Genomic DNA, 17,806 nt, shown 5'->3' with positions numbered 1-17,806 from the left:
CTTTCCTCTTCAGCCGTGGCGGGTGACGATGACGAAGGCGACGCCGTATTCGGCCTCGTCGCTGATGGTCACCTGGGCACTGAGCTGCTGTTGCTGCATAAATTGTTCAAGGGCACCGCTGCAAACGATCACCGGCTTGCCACCGGCTTCGTTGAGAATCTGGCAGCTGCGCCAGGTCATCGGCATGTGCATGCCCAGACCGATCGCCTTGGAAAACGCTTCCTTGGCAGAAAACCGGGTCGCCAGAAAGCGCAGGCCGCGCAAGGCATTCTTGGCGCGCCGCCGGCTGAATTTTTCCAGCTCCTGCGGTCCCAGCACCTTTTCGGCAAAGCGCTCGTTACGGCTGAGCGCCGCTTCGATGCGGCCGATCTGCACGATGTCGGTGCCGATGCCGTAAATCGCCATCGCACTCACCCGCCGATCCTGCCCGCGTGCAGGCCGAGCCGGGCCGCTACCATGATCGCCTTCATTTCGCGCACCGCATTTTCAAAACCGGCAAACACCGCATGGGCGACGATGGCGTGACCGATATTGAGTTCACCGATATCGTCCAGCGCAGCGATCGCCTGCACATTGCTGTAATGCAGGCCGTGCCCCGCATTGACCTTCAGGCCGCGGGCGACGGCAAAGCGGGCGCCGACACGGATCCGTTCCAGTTCGGCAGCCAGCACGGCGCCGTCAGCATCGGCATACCGCCCCGTGTGCAATTCGATCACCGCTGCGCCCAGTTCGGCGGCAGCGCTGATCTGCGCTTCATCGGCATCGATGAACAGGCTCACGCGAATGCCCTCGCCCTGCAGCTGCTTGATGGCCGCCTCCACCTGGCGGTAATAGCGCACCACGTCGAGCCCGCCCTCGGTGGTGACTTCTTCGCGCCGCTCCGGCACCAGGCAGACATCCTGGGGGCGGATCGTGCAGGCAAAATCGATCATTTCCTGGGTCACTGCCGCTTCCAGGTTCATGCGCGTCATCAGCTGCGGGCGGATGGCGATCACATCGGCATCCTTGATGTGGCGGCGGTCTTCGCGCAGGTGCAGGGTGATGACGTCGGCGCCCGCCTGCTCGGCCAGCAGGGCCGCGCGCAGCGGATCCGGATAGATGGTGCCACGGGCATTGCGCAAGGTGGCGACATGGTCGATATTGACGCCGAGGTCGATGACGGCGCCGGCAGGCTGAAGAAAGCTCATGGTGATTCTTTCATGGTCGTTAAAGCTGCATCAAATCGATGAGGATCTGGCGCGTGTTAAGGGGAGCGCCACCGAGCTGGTGGGCCAGCAGAAAACGCATCAGCAACTTGCTTTGCGCCTGGGTCTGCGGCTCCTCGTAGCGGTTGGCCTCGATATCGAGCAGAGTGCGGCCATCGACTACCGGCCAGCCACTCGGTGCCGCCGCGGCCAGTCGCGGCCCGCGCTCGGGATCGACGACGTACTCCACCCCCGCCACCACCGCTTCGCCAGACGGCGCGCAACGGGACAGATTGGCAGCGACCCCTGTCTCCTTAAGTAAGGCCCGTTCGAATTTTCTCAAGACCACTTGTGCCGGTTCATTGTGGGCCAGCTGATTGAGGGTATCGACGTACTGGTCGAACAGGGCCGGATGGGGATCGTCGCGCGCCAGTAGTTTGACCAGCAGTTCATTGAGGTAAAAGCCGCACAGCAAGGCGTTACGTTCGAGCGGCAACATGCCACCGACCCACTCGGCGTCGATCAGGGTGCGCAGCTCGTTGCGCCCGCTCCAGGAGCTCGACAGCGGCTGAAAGGTCTGCAGTACGCCGCGCAGCTTGGAATGGGGCCGCTTGGCGCCCTTGGCGACCACACCGATGCGGCCGAAATCGCGCGTGAACAGGTCGACGATCAGGCTGGTTTCTTTGTACGGGTAGCTGTGCAGGACAAAGCCAGGCTGGCCATTGATGCGGTCGCGCGGCAGCGCGCGGGGCCGCCGTGGCGGCGCTGGCGCTGCGGCCAGCGGGGCCGTGGTGGCCGTCCGGGCTACGGTCAGGGCAGCGCCGGCAGCGCTCTGGTCCAGGCGCGTGGCCACGGCCTTGCTCGCTTTATTCGTAACCGTAGGCGCGCAGGCCCGCTTCATTATCGGCCCAGCCCGACTTCACCTTGACCCAGATTTCCAGGTACACGGGGCCGCCAAATAATTTTTCCATATCCAGCCGCGACTGCGTGGAAATCTCTTTCAGGCGCGCCCCTTTATTACCGATCAACATGGCTTTATGGGTGTCGCGCTCGACCAGCACGGCGGCGAAAATACGCCGCAGGTCGCCTTCCTGTTCGAACTGTTCGATGATCACTGTGCTGGTGTAGGGCAATTCATCGCCCACCAGACGGAACACTTTTTCGCGCACGATTTCGGCAGCCAGGAATTTCTCGCTGCGATCGGTGATGTCATCGGGTCCGAAGATGGGCGCGTTCTCCGGCAGCCGGCGCTTGATTTCTTCCTGCAGGGCGTCGACCTGGAAGCGCAGCTTGGCCGAGACGGGGACGATGGCGGCAAAATTGTGCTTGGCGGCGATCTGCTGGGCAAACGGCATCAGCGCCGCCTTGTCCTTGACGCGATCGGACTTGTTGATCACCAGGATCACCGGCACTTCGTTGGGCAACAGGTCGACCACTTGCTGATCGGCCGGACCAAAGGTGCCCGCCTCCACCAGATACAAAATGACGTCGGCAGAAATGAGCGTGTTGGTGACGGTTTTATTGAGCGTTTTATTCAGCGCGTTCGAGTGCCGCGTCTGAAAACCCGGGGTGTCGACATAGATAAACTGGGCATCGTCGACGGTCTGGATGCCGGTGATGCGGTGGCGCGTGGTCTGCGCCTTGCGCGAGGTGATCGACACCTTGGCGCCGATCAAGACGTTCATCAGGGTCGACTTGCCCACATTCGGACGGCCGACGATGGCGATATACCCACAGCGGAAGTTATCGGTGCTGCTGTCGGGGTTGCTGGTATTGCTGGTGTCAGTACTGGAGGTGTTCATGCCGGCTTCGATTCTGGATGCGGGTGTGGGGCGGTCTTGCCGTCGATGTTGCCGTGGGCTTTGGGCCTGGGCTCGGGGGTGCTGTCGACGGCGCCGTCGGTCTGGATGGTGGCAATACCGGCCAGCTTGAGCTGGGCCGCACGGGGCTTGGCCTTGCGCGCTGCCGCCGGGCTCTTCAGAAGGGCTTGCTCCGCCACTTCCAGCGCCAGCTTGGCGGCGGCCTGTTCGCCCGCGCGGCGGCTGCCGCCACGGCCGTAGACCTGGATATTGAGTTTTGGCACCAGGCATTCGATCTCGAATTCCTGGCTGTGGGCGGCGCCATGGGTGGCGACGACATTGTAAGTGGGCAGCGAGATTTTCTTGCTCTGCAAGAATTCCTGGAGCAGGGTTTTGGCATCCTTGCCCAGCGTGCGCGGATCGACCGAATCGAGAATGGGGATATAAAACGCCCGGATCACCGTGCGCGCCGCCTCAAAACCACTGTCGAGAAAAATCGCTCCCAGCAGCGCTTCGAGGGTGTCGGCCAGGATCGACGGGCGCCGAAAGCCGCCCGATTTGAGCTCGCCCTCGCCCAACCGCAGGAATTGCGACAGTTCCAGCTTTTGCGCAATTTCATACAGCGACTGTTGCTTGACCAAATTGGCCCGCAGGCGCGACAGGTCGCCTTCGTCGATGCTGCCAAAGCGCTCGTAGAGCACCGAGGCGACCACGCAGTTCAACACCGAATCACCCAGAAACTCGAGGCGTTCATTATGCAAGCTGCTGTGGCTGCGATGCGTCAAGGCTTGCTGCAACAGGCCAGCATCCTGGAACGTGTAAGCCAAGCGGGATTGCAATAACGTTAAATTCATCGTGATCAGTGTCGCTTATTCCAGGTTTCTATTTGGGATCGGCCGCTGCCGCCGCCGCCGGGTTGATGCCGCTGCGGGCGGTGGTAGAAGCAAAGTCGAGCAGCAGGCTCGCATTGGCGAACAGGGGAATTTTCTTTTGGTAGGCAAAACTGACTTCCGTGTCGCCAGTTTCCTTGCTGATCAGCAAATCCTTGCCAGTAATCGAGTCGATGCGATTGATGTCCGCAAAGCGGTTAAAGCTTTGACGCATCTCCTCCGGCGTGCCATTGGTGGCCTTGGCTGCCTTGATGGCGTCGGTCGATGACTTGTATTCGAGCAAAGCTGGAAATACTTTCATGCCCGTCACGCCGATGAAGCCAAGCAAGGCCAGCACGAAAATCAAGCCCGTCAGCGAAATACCACGCTGTTTGCGCAGGGAAACAAGCAAGGTCGATGTGTGCATCAAATACCCCTTTACCAGATGAGTCAATGAATCAATGAATCAATGAATGCTACCGATGCGCTTGAAATTCCCCAGGTTCATCCAGACAAAAAATGCCTTGCCCACGATGTTCTTGTTGGGAACGAAGCCCCAGTAGCGGCTGTCCGCGCTGTTGTCGCGGTTGTCGCCCATCATAAAGTAATTGCCCTCAGGAACGGTGCAAGTAAACGTCTCCTCGGTATAAATGCACGCATCGCGATGCGGAAAGTTGTCAACCTGGGACGGATCGAAGGCGCGACGACTGCGCATGGTGAGGATGCGGTGCGTGGTATTGGGCAACGCTTCGCTGTATTGCTGGCGCAACTCCAGGCTTTCTTCTTCCAGGTAGTCGTCCATCGCTGCGTACTCGACCGGCTTGCCGTTGACCGTCAAGTGCTTGTTTTCATAGCTGATTTTATCACCCGGTACGCCAATGACCCGTTTGATGTAATCTTGGGTCATGTCTTTTGGATACTTAAACACCATGACGTCGCCGCGCTGGGGGTCGCCCACTTCGATGACTTTCTTGTTCAATACGGGCAGGCGTATGCCGTAGGAGAACTTGTTTACCAAGATCAGATCACCGATCAGCAAGGTCGGCACCATCGACGACGATGGAATCTTGAACGGCTCATACAGGAAGGAGCGCAAGACAAACACCAGGGCGATCACGGGAAAAAAGCTGCCCGAATACTCGACCCAGGTCGGCTGGCGCAGGATCGCCGCTTCGATGGCGGCACGGTTGCTGTTGTCGGCCTTGATGCCCTCGGCCGTCAGGCGGGCGTTACGGGCATCGAGCGCTTTGAGCGCCGCATCGGCGGCCACGCGGCGCTGGCGCGCCAGCACAAAACGGTCGACGCACCAGATCACCCCGGTGAAGACCATCAACACGAACAGGATCAGGGCGAAGTTGCCCAAAATGGTTTGCAGCGTCATTAGTCATCCACTTGTAAGATTGCCAGGAAAGCTTCTTGGGGGATCTCCACCGAGCCCACTTGTTTCATGCGTTTTTTGCCGGCTTTTTGTTTTTCCAGCAGTTTTTTCTTGCGGCTGACATCGCCGCCATAGCACTTGGCCAGCACGTTCTTGCGCAAGGCTTTGACGTTTTCGCGCGAAATCACGTTCACGCCGATGGCGGCCTGAATGGCGACGTCGAACATCTGGCGGGGAATCAGCTCGCGCATCTTGGCCGCCACCTGGCGGCCGCGGTACGTGGCGTTCGAGCGGTGCACGATGATGGCCAGCGCATCGACCTTTTCGCTGTTGATCAGCATGTCGACCTTGACGACGTCGGCGGCGCGGTTTTCCTTGAACTCGTAATCCATCGAGGCATAGCCACGCGAGGTCGACTTGAGCTTGTCGAAGAAGTCGAGAACGATTTCGGCCATCGGCATTTCGTAGACCAGCTTGACCTGGCGACCGTGGTAGCTCATGTCTTGCTGCACGCCGCGCTTGCCCACGCACAGCGTGATCACGGAACCGACATACTCTTGCGGCATGTACAGGTTGACGTTGACGATCGGTTCACGCACCTCGAGGATCTTGGTGGTCTCTGGCATCTTCGACGGATTGTCGACCTTGACGATGCTGCCGTCGCGCAGTTCCACCTCGTACACCACGGTGGGTGCGGTGGTGATCAAGTCCATGTCGAACTCGCGCTCGAGGCGTTCCTGCACGATTTCCATGTGCAGCAGGCCCAGGAAGCCGCAGCGGAAGCCAAAGCCCAGCGCCTGCGATACTTCCGGCTCGTACATCAGGGCGGCGTCGTTCAGCTTGAGCTTTTCCAGCGAATCGCGCAGGGCGTCGTACTGGTTCGCTTCGACCGGGAACAGGCCGGCGAACACTTGCGGCTGCACTTCCTTAAAACCAGGCAAAGGCGCCGGCGCCGGCTTGGCGGCGTGGGTGACGGTGTCGCCCACCTTGGCGGCCTTGAGTTCCTTGATACCGGCGATGACGAAGCCGACCTGACCAGCCGACAGTTGCGGCAGCGGCTGCGAACGCGGCGAAAACACGCCGACCGATTCGACCAGCTGGGTCGATTCTGACGCCATCAGGAGGATTTTTTCTTTTGGCTTGAGGGTGCCGTTGATGACCCGCACCAGCATTACCACGCCGACATAATTGTCGAACCAGGAATCGACGATCAGTGCCTGCAGCGGCGCCTCCGGATCGCCTTTCGGCGCCGGCACACGCTCGATCAGGCGCTCGAGCACGTCCTCGACGCCGAGGCCACTCTTGGCCGAGCATTGCACGGCATCGGTGGCATCGATGCCGATGACGTCTTCGATTTCCTTGATGGCGTTGGCCGGGTCGGCGTGCGGCAAGTCGATCTTGTTGAGGACCGGCACCACCTCGACACCGAGGTCGAGCGCGGTGTAGCAGTTCGCCACCGTCTGCGCTTCCACTCCTTGCGAGGCGTCAACCACCAGCAGCGCACCTTCGCAGGCCGACAGCGAACGCGACACTTCATAGCTGAAGTCGACGTGGCCGGGCGTGTCGATCAGGTTCAGGTTGTACACCACCCCGTCGCGCGCCTTGTAGTGCAGCGCGGCCGTCTGCGCCTTGATGGTGATGCCCCGTTCGCGTTCGAGATCCATCGAATCGAGTACCTGGGCTTCCATGTCGCGGTCGGACAGGCCGCCGCAAATTTGAATGATACGGTCGGCCAGGGTCGATTTGCCGTGGTCAATGTGGGCGATGATGGAGAAGTTACGTATGTTGTTCATTAACAAATTCAAAGACCAAGATGAGGAGGCGACGGCGCCAGGCGCAATTGCCGGAATCAGGCGACCCGCGGCGCAACGAAAAAAGCGCTCCGCGGGGCCGCGCCATGTGCATGGCCAATCCCGGACGAGCGCCCAATCAAGCGAAGAAGCTGCGAGAAAAGCTGCGAGGGAAGCTGCCAGCTCAGCGTTGTACGCGGCGCCAGCCTTTCCGACCCTCGCATTTTACCGGATTTCGGGGTAGAAAGCCCGGTTAATACCGCCGAGGCTGTGGCCAATATGTGCAATTAAGCAATCGAGGCCACTGCGACCGCGCAATTATGCGCGCTGGCGCATCGAATCAGGCGCGTGCAGCCAGCGGCTCACCGCTGCCTGGTCGAGGACATAGTGGCACAGGCGCAGCCCCGCACCCGGCGCGGCGCCATCACCGCCATACAGCACCGGCACCAGCTCGTCGAAGCGCGCCAGCAGGTCGGCGTCGCTGTCGATATCGATGACGGCCACGTCGAAGGGCTGGCCGGCCGGCGCCATTGCCTGCAGCGCCGCCAGCATGTCGTCACACAGGTGGCAGTAGCTGCGGCTGTAGAGGGTAAAGCGCGGCTGCCGCACCATCAGGAACGGGGACGAATGACCAGATACGCGGTCGTTGCGGCGCCTTGCGGATTGTCGCGCCGCACCAGCAGAGCCACCGGCTTTTTCGGATCGAGCTTGGCGACGAGTTCGTTAAATTGCCTGGCCTCTTTCACTTCGACATTATTGATTTGCAAAATCATGTCGCCGGCGCTGACGCCGGCCTGCGCCGCCGCGCCTTCGGCGGCGTCGACCAGCACGCCATCGATCTTCATGTCTTTTTTCTGCGCATCCGTCAAATTCGACACATGCAAACCAAGGGCATTGGCGACCGCCTCCGCTTTCGGCTTTTTCGGCACCGGCTTGGCGGCCGCCTTGTCTTCTTCCAGCAGCGCGATGGTGACGGGGATGTCAACCTGCTGGCCCTTGCGCCAGACTGTCACGCTGGCCTTGCTGCCAATGGTGCTGGCGCCCACCTGGCGCGGCAGATCGGCGCTTTTTTCGATGGCCGTGCCGTTAAATTTTAGAATGATGTCGCCGGTGCGGATGCCAGCCTTGTCGGCCGGACCGCCCGCTTCGACCAGCGACACTTCGGCGCCGCGCGCGCGGCCCATCCCCAGCGACTCGGCCACATCCTTGCTCACTTCGCCAATCTGCACGCCCAGACGGCCGCGCGCCACTTTGCCCGACTTGCGCAACTGGTCCGACACGCGGATCGCCTCGTCAATTGGTACGGCAAACGAGATGCCGTTGTAGCCGCCTGACAGGGTGGCGATCTGCGAATTGATGCCGACCACTTCGCCGCGCATATTGATCAGCGGCCCGCCCGAGTTGCCGGGATTGACGGCGACGTCGGACTGGATCAGGGGCAAATAGTCGCCGGTGTCGCGCGCCTTGGCCGAGATGATGCCGGCGGTGACGGAATTTTCCAGGTTAAAGGGCGAGCCGATGGCAATCACCCATTCGCCCACGCGGATTTTATTCGAGTCGCCGATCCGTAAAAACGGCATGTTGGCGCCGTCGACCTTGAGCACGGCGACGTCGGTGCGCTTGTCGGCACCCAGCACCTTGGCTTTGAGTTCGCGACGGTCGGTGAGGGTGACGATGACGTCGTCGGCACCTTCGACCACATGCGCATTGGTGAGGATCAGGCCGTCGGCAGAAATGACGAAGCCAGAGCCGATCCCGCGCTGGATTTCCTGCTCCGGCTGGGGCGCGCGGCGGCGCGGATTACGCGCACCGGGCGTGCCCTGCCCGCCCTGGCCAAAAAAGCGGCGCAGAAATTCCTGCATTTCTTCTTCGCCAGGCTGGCCCTGCCCCGCCTTGATTTTTTCGGTGGTGCGAATATTCACCACGGCCGGCCCCACCTTGTCGATCAGGTCGGTAAAGTCGGGCAATCCCGTGACCACCGGGGTGGCGACAGGGGCTGCTGCGGCAAACGCTGGCGCGGCCGGCGCCAGCGCCAGGGCGGCGCTCAATGCAGTCGAGAGCAAAGTGGAAATGATGGTGCGACGGGCAAGGTGGTCAGTGGTCATAGCATCCGTGAAATCGAGAAGAACATTGTTCAATGGTAAGGCAAAATTGCCTTATTGTCGCGCCTACACGGCGAACTGGCTGCCAGGATGCCGCCAGCCCCAACGCCCCCGGTTCAGCCGGCAGTCCATGCCATTCGTTGCACGAAGATCTGCGGCTGGCTGGCCAATGGCTCGACGTGCGGCACAAAGCGAAAGCCATGGCGCGCATACAGTGCCACCGCGCGATGGTTGTCGGGCGCCACTTCCAGGGTCAGTTCGAGGGCGCCCTGCTTCAAGCTGTGGGCCTTGATCGCAGCGATCAACTGGTCGGCCATGCGACCGCCGTCGGCGCCGGCGCCGCGCCGGTGGGGGCTGACCCACATGGCAATCAGGCCAAGGCGACCTGGACTGGTGGCAACGGCGGCTGCCATACCGACGGCCTGATCGTCGTCAAAGACCATAAAAAAAGTCGCAGCCCCGCTGCCGGCGGCGCGCACCAGCCAGGCGTCGTCGCTGCTGGCAAGCGCCTCGGCGTGCGAAACGCCAAACGCATGCGGCGACTCCAGCAATGCGGCCAGGCGCAATTGCCTGAGTGCGGGCCAGTCGGTGGCGACGGTGGGGCGCACCGTGATGACACCCCCGCTCATGAAGTCGTACTGACAACGCTGGCGGCGCCGTCAGCAGACAGACTGCTGCCGACCTGGGTGGACGGCGACACGCCAGGCTGCACGGCGGGCAAGGAGGCAGACTGTGAATTGCGCTGTGAGTCGAGCTGTGAATTGCGCTGTGAGTCGAGCTGTGAATTGCGCTGTGAATCGAGCGGTGAATTGAGCTGTGACCCGGCGGCCGCGCGCCGCTGCGGTACCGGCTCGCCGGCCAGTCGCGCAGCCAGTCGCGCGTTAAATCCCGGCGAAAACTCGGGCGCCTGCTGGCCGCGCAGCACATCGCCGATACGGTGGTAGGCCAGCCAGGCCAGTTCTCCGTCGGCCGAGCGCAGCGCTGCCGAGGCGAGTTCCAGATCACTCGTCGACAGTTCGCCATCGCTCAGGGCTGAGATGTGTTCGCGAATTTTTTTGTGTGCGTCCATCAGGATTTCCATCACGTCCAGGATCAATCGAACCATTGCCAATATGATAATTGCCAAGCTTGCATTTGCATTGTAATACTAGCGCCGCTTTTCTCCCGTCAACTCCAGATACGGCCGTAATTTTTCCGCGATCACTTCGCGTGCACGAAATATCCGGCTGCGCACCGTGCCGATGGGACAGGCCATGACTTCCGAGATTTCTTCGTAACTGAGCCCTTCGATTTCGCGCAGCACGATGGCAGTGCGCAATTCCAGCGGCAAGGCTTCCATGGCGGCATTGACGGTAAAAGCGATTTGCTTGCTGGCCATGATGGATTCCGGGGTGTTGATGTCGCGCAGACTGTCGGCGTCGTCAAAGCCTTCGGCGTGGTCAGTGTCCGATTCGGTCGAGGTGGGTGTGCGCCGCCCCTGGGTGACCAGGAAGTTTTTGGCCGTGTTGATGCCGATTCGGTAAAGCCAGGTATAAAATGCGGAATCACCGCGGAAGTGCCGCAGGGCCCGGTACGCTTTGATGAACGTTTCTTGAACAACATCTTCCGCCTCCGCTGAATCGTGCACGAGGCGCGTCACCAGCCGCAACAGCCGTCGCTGATACTTGGCGACAAGCAGGTTGAAAGCCTGCTGGTCACCGGCTTGCACGCGCTCCACCAGCAACTGATCACACTCGCGTTCTGTTGTCACTGCAACGGTCCCGTAGGTTGTGCCGGCGTTGTCTTCTTATGTATAAGAGTTCCCGCGCTGCAATAAGTTCAATGATTTTTATATTATTTTTCGGCCGACCTTGCCGCCACGGCGCGCAGCGCCATCGATAGCCGCCGAAACTGGCCCGGCGCCACGCTGTCGGGCAATATCAGCAGCGCCAGCACGCCGCCATCGGCAGTGCGCAGGCGCAACACCAGCAATTGCGGCCACAACGTCGATTGCGCCAGCAGCGTCACGGGCAGCCGGTTTGGCGGACCGGTCCCCTGTTGTACCGTCAGCACCAGCGCACCGGGTCCAAGTACGTCAAGCGTGCGCGCGGTTGGCCGCCGGCACGCGGCCAGCAGCACGCCAGCGCCGCCGGCCGTGCACAGCGCCGCCGTGAGCAGCGGCCAGTGCATGGGACCGAGCAGGCCGGTACCGGCGGCGATGCCAATGGCAAGACAGAGGCTGCCGTAAGCGGACATCAGCGCCCTGAGCAGGCGCGATGGGACGATCGGTACCGACACCGTGACAGGCATAGTCAAACCCCGCTTGAATGCGACGCCAACGTAGGGGGACGACAACTGAAAGGCATAGCCCGGTGTCGTCGCCATTAGCAAAATTAGACCGGCGCGGGCGCGGCCAGTTCAGCTGTGGAGGGTCGATTCGTGGACAATTTTTGTGGATTGTCAAACTGTCATGCCAGGTAAATGCCTGACCATGAACGACACAACGCCCGAGCGTCGGACGGTCGGGCGTTGCGGGGAGGCTGGCGTTGGCCGCCAGTTCAGGACGGCATGCGCCGCCGCACTAAGGTGCTTTGCCGAACACCAGCGTACCGTTGGTGCCGCCGAAGCCAAACGAGTTCTTGACGGCGTAATCGATCTTCATGTCGCGCGCCGTGTTGGCGCAGAAGTCGAGGTCGCAGGCAGGGTCCTGGTTGAAGATGTTGATGGTCGGCGGCGATACCTGGTGGTGCATCGCCATGACAGTAAACACCGCTTCGAGGCCGCCGGCGCCACCGAGCAGGTGGCCGGTCATCGACTTGGTCGAGTTGACCACCAACTTGTTGGCATGCTCGCCAAAGGTGCGTTTGATGCCCTGCACTTCGGCCAGGTCACCGAGCGGCGTCGAGGTGCCGTGCGCATTGACGTAATCGACCTGGTCACTGTTGATACCGGCATCGTTGAGCGCCGAGACCATGCAGCGACTGGCGCCCGAGCCATCTTCGACCGGCGAGGTCATGTGATAGGCGTCTGCGCTCATGCCAAAGCCGATCAGCTCGGCATAAATGCGCGCGCCCCGTGCTTTGGCATGCTCATACTCTTCCAGCACCATCACGCCGGCGCCTTCACCGAGCACAAAGCCATCGCGGTCGCGGTCCCACGGACGCGAGGCGGTGGCCGGATCGTCGTTGCGCGACGACAAAGCCTTGGCCGTCGCAAAGCCCCCCAGGCCCAGCGGCGAGACGGTCGATTCGGCGCCGCCAGCGATCATCACATCGGCGTCGCCGTAGCTGATCAGGCGGCCAGCTGCACCGATGCAATGCAAACCGGTGGTGCAGGCGGTGACAATGGCCAGATTCGGCCCACGCAGATTGAATTTGATCGACAGGTCGCCCGAGATCATGTTGATGATCGAGGCCGGCACGAAGAACGGCGAGATACGGCGCGGTCCCCGCTTGTCGTAATCCTGCTTCTGCTCTTCGATCATCGGCAGACCGCCGATGCCGGAGCCGACGATGACACCGATGCGGTCGCGGTTTTCGTCCGTCACTTCGATGGCCGAATCCTGCAGGGCCTGGATGCCCGCCGCCATGCCGTAATGGATGAAGGTATCCATATGGCGTGCTTCTTTGGCGGAAATGTAGTCCTCGATGTTAAAACCTTTGACTTCGCCCGCGAAACGGGTCGAAAACTGCTCGGCATCAAACCGGGTGATGTTGGCGATGCCGGATTTCCCGGCCAGCGCTGCGCTCCAGGTATCGGCAAGATTGTTGCCGATAGGGGAAACGCAGCCGAGGCCGGTAATGACGACACGACGATTTCGTGAACGGCTCAAGCGATTCTCCTGATGCTGACGACTTCTTAGGCGGCCTTGACGTGCGCGGTAGCGTAGTCGATGGCTTGTTTCACGGTGGTGATTTTTTCTGCCTGCTCATCCGGAATTTCCATTTCGAATTCGTCTTCCAGCGCCATCACCAGTTCGACCGTGTCGAGCGAATCAGCACCGAGGTCATCGACGAACGAGGAATCGATCTTGATGTCGGCTTCGGCAACACCCAGTTGCTCAGCGACGATTTTTTTAACGCGTTGTTCGATATCCGACATGTTATTGGCTCCAAATAGTTGTTACGGAAAGTGCGCGCATTTTATCAGGTTTGCGCGACGATAAATGATTTTCGGCGTGTGCCACCAACTCTGCCGAAACCACTGCTAAAAGATGAGAATTTCCTTCATCGGGGCGCGGCCTGCCTGCCAATTCTGCCCCAGTTCCGGTAAAACTGCATCAATTCATGTACATGCCACCGTTGACATGCATGGTGGTGCCAGTGATATAGGCTGCCTGCGGGCCGGCCAGGAAGGCCACCGCATAAGCGATATCGGTGGGACTGCCCAGCCGTGCCAGCGGGATCTGGCCCAGCAGGGCGGCATGCTGTTCGGCGCCGAGCGACTTGGTCATGTCGGTGTCGATGAAGCCGGGGGCGACGCTGTTGACGGTAATGTTGCGGCTGCCGATTTCACGCGCCAGCGCGCGCGTCATGCCTTCGACGCCAGCCTTGGCGGCCGCATAATTCATCTGGCCGGGATTGCCCGACGATGCCACCACCGACGTGATGTTGATGATGCGACCATGCCTGGCCTTCATCATGCCGCGCAACACGGCGCGCGACAGCCGCCCCACTGCCGACAGATTGGTGGCGATGACCTTGTCCCACTCCTCGTCCTTCATGCGCATTGCCAGCTGGTCCTGGGTGATGCCGGCATTGTTGACGAGGATAGACAGGCTGCCGAAACTGGCGGCGGTATCGGCCACCACCGCGCTGCACGCGGCCACATCGGTGACGTCGAGCACCACGCCCTTGCCGCCAAATTCACCGAGATACTCGCTGATGGCGGCGGCGCCGCTGTCGCTGGTGGCGGTGCCCACCACGATGGCGCCCTGGCGCGCCAGTTCGAGGGCGATGGCTTTGCCGATACCGCGCGAAGCGCCGGTGACGAGGGCGACCTGCTGGTCGAGATGTTTTGGATGGGTCATGCGAATCCTTTCAATAAATCGTGTTCCGGATAGTGCGCTGGCCGCCTCATGCCTGCAAGCTGGCAAGGACCCGTTCGAGGGCGGCCTGATCGACCAGCGCCTCGCCCGCCAGGCGCGCATCGATGCGCTTGGCCATGCCGATCAGCACTTTGCTGGGGGCGCTTTCGATCACCAGTTCGACGCCCTGCGTGGCCATCAGCTGCATCGATTCGACCCAGCGCACGGGACGCGCCGCCTGGCGCACCAGGGCGTCCTTGATGGCGTCCGGCTCGCGCACGATGGCGACATCGACGTTATTGACAAGCTCGATCACGGGCGCGCTGAAGGCGATGCCCTGCATGTAGTCCTTCAGGCGGTCGGAGGCCGGTTGCAGCAGCGACGAGTGGAACGGCGCCGACACCGCCAGCTTCATGGCGCGCTTGGCGCCCATTGCCTTGGCCAGTTCGCAGGCGCGCTCGACAGCGGCGCTATGGCCGGCGATGACGATCTGGGTGGGCTCGTTAAAATTGACCGGCTCGACCACCGCGCCCGGCTGTTCGCCAGCCGCCTGCGCACAGACGGCAGCAACGTCGGCAGCAGCAAGGCCGAGGATGACGGCCATGCCGCCCTGCCCCACCGGCACCGCATCCTGCATGGCGCCGGCGCGAAAACGCACCAGTGGCACCGCATCCTTGAAGGCGATCACGCCGGCGGCGACCAGCGCCGAGTATTCACCGAGGCTGTGGCCGGCGACCATGGCGGGCGCCGGGCCGCCGGCGGCGATCCAGGCGCGGTAAATGGCGACGGCGGCGGTGAGCATGACGGGCTGGGTATTGGTGGTGAGGTCGAGCTCTTCTTTCGGCCCCTCAGCGATCATGCGCTTGAGGTCGAAACCGAGGGCATCGGACGCTTCGGCCACGGTGTGGTCGACCACGGCATTGCCGGCAAAGCCGTTGAGCATGCCGACCGCTTGCGCGCCCTGGCCAGGGAACAGGAAAGCAAATTTTGTCATGGAAACGCTGCGCTCCAGAAAAGGTAAGGGGGTCGGCCCGCCCGCAGGCGGGCCACGATCAACTACATGCGCACCAGCACGGCGCCCCAGGTAAAGCCACCGCCAACGCCTTCCATCAACACGTTGTGACCCGGCTGAATGCGGCCATCGCGCACGGCGGTGTCGAGGGCCAGCGGGATCGAGGCGGCCGAGGTGTTGCCGTGCTCGTCGACCGTCACCACCATCTTGCTTTCAGGCAGCTTGAGCTTGCGCGCGGTCGACTTCATGATGCGGATATTCGCCTGGTGCGGCACCAGCCAGTCCAGTTGCGAGGGCGCCATGTCGGCGTGTTCGAGCACCTCGGTGGCGACCTGTTCGAGCACCGACACGGCCAGCTTGTAGACCGCCGGTCCGTCCATGTACAGAAAACCGCTGCCGGCGATGGCGCCGTTGGCCAGCGTGCCCGGCACCGAGAGGATGTTGGCGTGGCTGCCATCGGCGTGCAGCTTGCAGGCCAGTACACCTGGTTCTTTGGCGGCGGTCATGACGATGGCGCCGGCGCCGTCGCCGAACAGCACGCAGGTGCTGCGGTCATTGAAATCGAGAATGCGCGAAAACACTTCGGCACCGATTACCAGCACGTTCTTGTTCGAGCCTGCCTTGATGAACGCGTCAGCGACCGACATGGCGTACACAAAACCGCTGCACACCGCCTGCACATCGAAGGCGGCACTGCCGTTGGCCATGCCCAGCTTGCGCTGGACGACGCAGGCGGTGCTGGGAAAGCTGCCGTAAAAATCGGGGGTCGAACTGGCGACGATGACGAGGTCGATATCAGCGGCACGCAAGCCCGCCATCTCGAGCGCGCCGCGCGCCGCGTGCACCGCCAGGTCGGACGACAGTTCGTCGGCCGCAGCGTAATGGCGCGCCTTGATGCCGCTGCGCGAGACGATCCATTCGTCAGAGGTTTCGATGCCCTGCGCGGCCAGCTGCTCGGTCAGGTCCTGGTTCGTCACGCGCCGCTGTGGCAAATAGCTGCCGGTGCCGATAATCTTGCTATACAAAGTCATGTGCTGGCCATTCGTGGTGATTTAGAGGGGGACGTCGGGCGCGCTGGGTGCCAGCGCCCGGTCGGGCGCGCTGGGCATCAATTCGGCAATCATGCTCGAGAGCTGTTCCTGGACATTATAGGCAGCCGCGTCGTAGGCGCGTTTGAGTGCCCACTCGAACGAATAGGCATCGGCGCCGCCGTGGCTCTTGAACACCAGCCCGCGCAATCCGAGCAGGCTGGCGCCGTTGTAGCGCGAAGGATTGAAGCGGTCGCCGATGCGCTTCAAGGCGCTGTTGGCGATCAGCGCGCCGAGCATGGTGATGGGGTTGCGCTTGAATTCGGTCGTCAGCACGTCTTTCATGAAGCGGCCCAGACCTTCAGCCGCTTTCAGGGTGACGTTGCCGACAAAGCCGTCGCAGACGACGACATTGGTGGTGCCCTTGAAGATATCGTTGCCTTCGACGTTGCCGTAAAAATTGAGCAAACCGCGCGCATGGTCGGCCTTGAGCAATTCGGCAGTGGCCTTGACCACTTCGTTGCCCTTGATATCTTCGGTGCCGACATTGAGCAGGCCAATGGTGGGCCGCGCCACTTTTTCCATCGCGGAAAACAGCACGGAGCCCATCACGGCGAACTGGTGCAAGTGCTCCGGTTCGCAATCGACATTCGCGCCCAGGTCGAGCATATAGGTTGGGCCGTTGTTCTGGTTCGGCAGGATCGAGCAGATCGCCGGCCGGTCGACCCCGGGCATGGTCTTGAGCACGTAGCGCGAAATGGCCATCAGCGCGCCCGTGTTGCCAGCAGACACAGCCGCGTGGGCGCGGCCCGCCTTGACCATCTCGATCGCCACCCGCATCGACGAATCCTTCTTGCGGCGCAAGGCCACTTCGATGGGGTCGTCCATCGCCACCACCTCGGTGGCGGTTTCGATGATCAGGCGCGGATCGGTATCGGCTTTGGCGCGTTTGAGCTCGGCGCGAATATCAGCGTCCAGTCCCACCAGGATCAGGGTGGCGTCAGGATGCTGACGCAGAAAGGACACGGCAGCGGGAATGGTCACGGCGCAACCGTGGTCGCCGCCCATGCAGTCGATCGATAGAGTTATTGTCATTTAGTAGGAGCAAACCGCGACGTAAAGACCAGGCGACCAGGCGGCAAGATGCGCTCGGTGGACAGGCGCCAGCCAGAGTCAGCGTGAATCAAAATGACGGTGCGTGCGGAAACGCAGCCAGGGCAAAGAAAAAGCGGCGCCACGCACACAACATACGTCGCACCGCTTTTGAGCGCCTCAGACTTGGACGTCGATTACTCGTCGTTTTTGGTCTTGAGGACTTTACGGCCACGGTAAAAACCGTTCGGGCTGATGTGGTGACGCAGGTGCGTCTCGCCCGTGGTTGGCTCGATGCCCAACTGTGGCGCGACCAGGAAGTCGTGCGAGCGGTGCATACCGCGCTTCGAAGGGGATTTCTTGTTCTGCTGGACTGCCATGATAACTCCTAATACATAAGTTCTAAAATTCTAACACATTCGATCAGCAAAAACTTGCAAATCGAGTATCCCAGCGGCAAATAAATTTCTTTACCGACATGTTAACGCTTGTCCTACATTTTGCTACAACTGCTCAATACTCGATTGCTACACGCGTTTGCCACGTT

The 17,806-nt window shown here is 61.5% G+C and carries 21 protein-coding genes; all 21 read right to left on the bottom strand.

The genetic code is table 11. From position 1 onward, the window contains the following. Positions 1-9 precede the first annotated feature (9 nt). Entirely contained in the window at positions 10-405 is a 396-nt protein-coding gene (gene acpS / locus ACP7BZ_RS12035) for a holo-ACP synthase (RefSeq protein ID WP_426113376.1), read from the bottom strand. A 5-nt stretch (positions 406-410) separates the two neighbouring features. Then, entirely contained in the window at positions 411-1,187 is a 777-nt protein-coding gene (gene pdxJ / locus ACP7BZ_RS12030; RefSeq protein ID WP_426113374.1) for a pyridoxine 5'-phosphate synthase, read from the bottom strand. A 19-nt stretch (positions 1,188-1,206) separates the two neighbouring features. Further along, on the bottom strand, positions 1,207-2,085 hold the full coding sequence (gene recO / locus ACP7BZ_RS12025; protein ID WP_426113372.1) for a DNA repair protein RecO: 879 nt from the start codon (positions 2,083-2,085) through the stop codon (positions 1,207-1,209). Continuing rightward, positions 2,051-2,986 (bottom strand): GTPase Era, encoded by a 936-nt coding sequence (gene era / locus ACP7BZ_RS12020; RefSeq protein ID WP_426113370.1) that lies wholly within the window; start codon positions 2,984-2,986, stop codon positions 2,051-2,053. The genes recO and era overlap by 35 nt, the downstream gene beginning before the upstream one ends. After that, complete coding sequence (rnc, locus tag ACP7BZ_RS12015; RefSeq protein ID WP_426113368.1) at positions 2,983-3,837, bottom strand: ribonuclease III; 855 nt, start codon at positions 3,835-3,837, stop codon at positions 2,983-2,985. Before rnc ends, era begins: the two co-directional genes overlap by 4 nt. Before the next feature lie 28 nt (positions 3,838-3,865). Beyond that, on the bottom strand, positions 3,866-4,279 hold the full coding sequence (locus ACP7BZ_RS12010) for a DUF4845 domain-containing protein (RefSeq protein WP_426113366.1): 414 nt from the start codon (positions 4,277-4,279) through the stop codon (positions 3,866-3,868). Between the two features lie 39 nt (positions 4,280-4,318). Next, positions 4,319-5,233 (bottom strand): signal peptidase I, encoded by a 915-nt coding sequence (gene lepB, locus ACP7BZ_RS12005; RefSeq protein ID WP_426113364.1) that lies wholly within the window; start codon positions 5,231-5,233, stop codon positions 4,319-4,321. Next, on the bottom strand, positions 5,233-7,023 hold the full coding sequence (lepA, locus tag ACP7BZ_RS12000) for a translation elongation factor 4 (RefSeq protein ID WP_426113362.1): 1,791 nt from the start codon (positions 7,021-7,023) through the stop codon (positions 5,233-5,235). The genes lepB and lepA overlap by 1 nt, the downstream gene beginning before the upstream one ends. A gap of 315 nt (positions 7,024-7,338) precedes the next feature. Beyond that, positions 7,339-7,632 carry a glutaredoxin family protein gene (locus ACP7BZ_RS11995; RefSeq protein ID WP_426113360.1) on the bottom strand — a complete coding sequence of 98 codons (294 nt, stop codon included), beginning with the start codon at positions 7,630-7,632 and terminating at the stop codon, positions 7,339-7,341. After that, positions 7,632-9,125: a Do family serine endopeptidase gene (locus ACP7BZ_RS11990; protein ID WP_426113358.1), complete on the bottom strand. Its 1,494-nt coding sequence runs from the start codon at positions 9,123-9,125 to the stop codon at positions 7,632-7,634. Before ACP7BZ_RS11990 ends, ACP7BZ_RS11995 begins: the two co-directional genes overlap by 1 nt. 113 nt (positions 9,126-9,238) lie before the next feature. Next, positions 9,239-9,751 carry a GNAT family N-acetyltransferase gene (locus ACP7BZ_RS11985; RefSeq protein ID WP_426113356.1) on the bottom strand — a complete coding sequence of 171 codons (513 nt, stop codon included), beginning with the start codon at positions 9,749-9,751 and terminating at the stop codon, positions 9,239-9,241. After that, positions 9,748-10,191, bottom strand: coding sequence for a sigma-E factor negative regulatory protein (locus ACP7BZ_RS11980; RefSeq protein ID WP_426113354.1), 444 nt, complete (start codon positions 10,189-10,191; stop codon positions 9,748-9,750). Before ACP7BZ_RS11980 ends, ACP7BZ_RS11985 begins: the two co-directional genes overlap by 4 nt. Before the next feature lie 78 nt (positions 10,192-10,269). Further along, positions 10,270-10,872 (bottom strand): RNA polymerase sigma factor RpoE, encoded by a 603-nt coding sequence (rpoE, locus tag ACP7BZ_RS11975; protein ID WP_426113352.1) that lies wholly within the window; start codon positions 10,870-10,872, stop codon positions 10,270-10,272. An 83-nt stretch (positions 10,873-10,955) separates the two neighbouring features. Next, complete coding sequence (locus ACP7BZ_RS11970; RefSeq protein ID WP_426113724.1) at positions 10,956-11,411, bottom strand: protein YgfX; 456 nt, start codon at positions 11,409-11,411, stop codon at positions 10,956-10,958. A gap of 271 nt (positions 11,412-11,682) precedes the next feature. Next, positions 11,683-12,933, bottom strand: a complete 1,251-nt coding sequence (gene fabF, locus ACP7BZ_RS11965; RefSeq protein ID WP_426113350.1) for a beta-ketoacyl-ACP synthase II — start codon at positions 12,931-12,933, stop codon at positions 11,683-11,685. Between the two features lie 26 nt (positions 12,934-12,959). Continuing rightward, a complete protein-coding gene (gene acpP / locus ACP7BZ_RS11960; protein ID WP_426113348.1) occupies positions 12,960-13,202 on the bottom strand; it encodes an acyl carrier protein in 243 nt (80 codons plus the stop codon). A gap of 178 nt (positions 13,203-13,380) precedes the next feature. After that, positions 13,381-14,130, bottom strand: coding sequence for a 3-oxoacyl-ACP reductase FabG (gene fabG / locus ACP7BZ_RS11955; protein ID WP_426113346.1), 750 nt, complete (start codon positions 14,128-14,130; stop codon positions 13,381-13,383). 46 nt (positions 14,131-14,176) lie between these two features. Then, entirely contained in the window at positions 14,177-15,121 is a 945-nt protein-coding gene (gene fabD, locus ACP7BZ_RS11950; protein WP_426113344.1) for an ACP S-malonyltransferase, read from the bottom strand. 62 nt (positions 15,122-15,183) lie between these two features. Continuing rightward, entirely contained in the window at positions 15,184-16,170 is a 987-nt protein-coding gene (locus tag ACP7BZ_RS11945) for a beta-ketoacyl-ACP synthase III (RefSeq protein WP_426113342.1), read from the bottom strand. Between the two features lie 21 nt (positions 16,171-16,191). Next, on the bottom strand, positions 16,192-17,262 hold the full coding sequence (gene plsX, locus ACP7BZ_RS11940; protein WP_426113340.1) for a phosphate acyltransferase PlsX: 1,071 nt from the start codon (positions 17,260-17,262) through the stop codon (positions 16,192-16,194). A 194-nt stretch (positions 17,263-17,456) separates the two neighbouring features. After that, positions 17,457-17,639 carry a 50S ribosomal protein L32 gene (gene rpmF / locus ACP7BZ_RS11935; RefSeq protein WP_008449924.1) on the bottom strand — a complete coding sequence of 61 codons (183 nt, stop codon included), beginning with the start codon at positions 17,637-17,639 and terminating at the stop codon, positions 17,457-17,459. Positions 17,640-17,806: the final 167 nt, after the last annotated feature.

It is taken from the genome of Massilia sp. PWRC2 (assembly GCF_049896725.1).
Taxonomy (GTDB): Bacteria; Pseudomonadota; Gammaproteobacteria; order Burkholderiales; family Burkholderiaceae_D; genus JAFCUW01.
The sequence above is the reverse complement of the archived record's forward strand: the minus strand, read 5'-3'. Positions and strand labels throughout refer to the sequence as shown.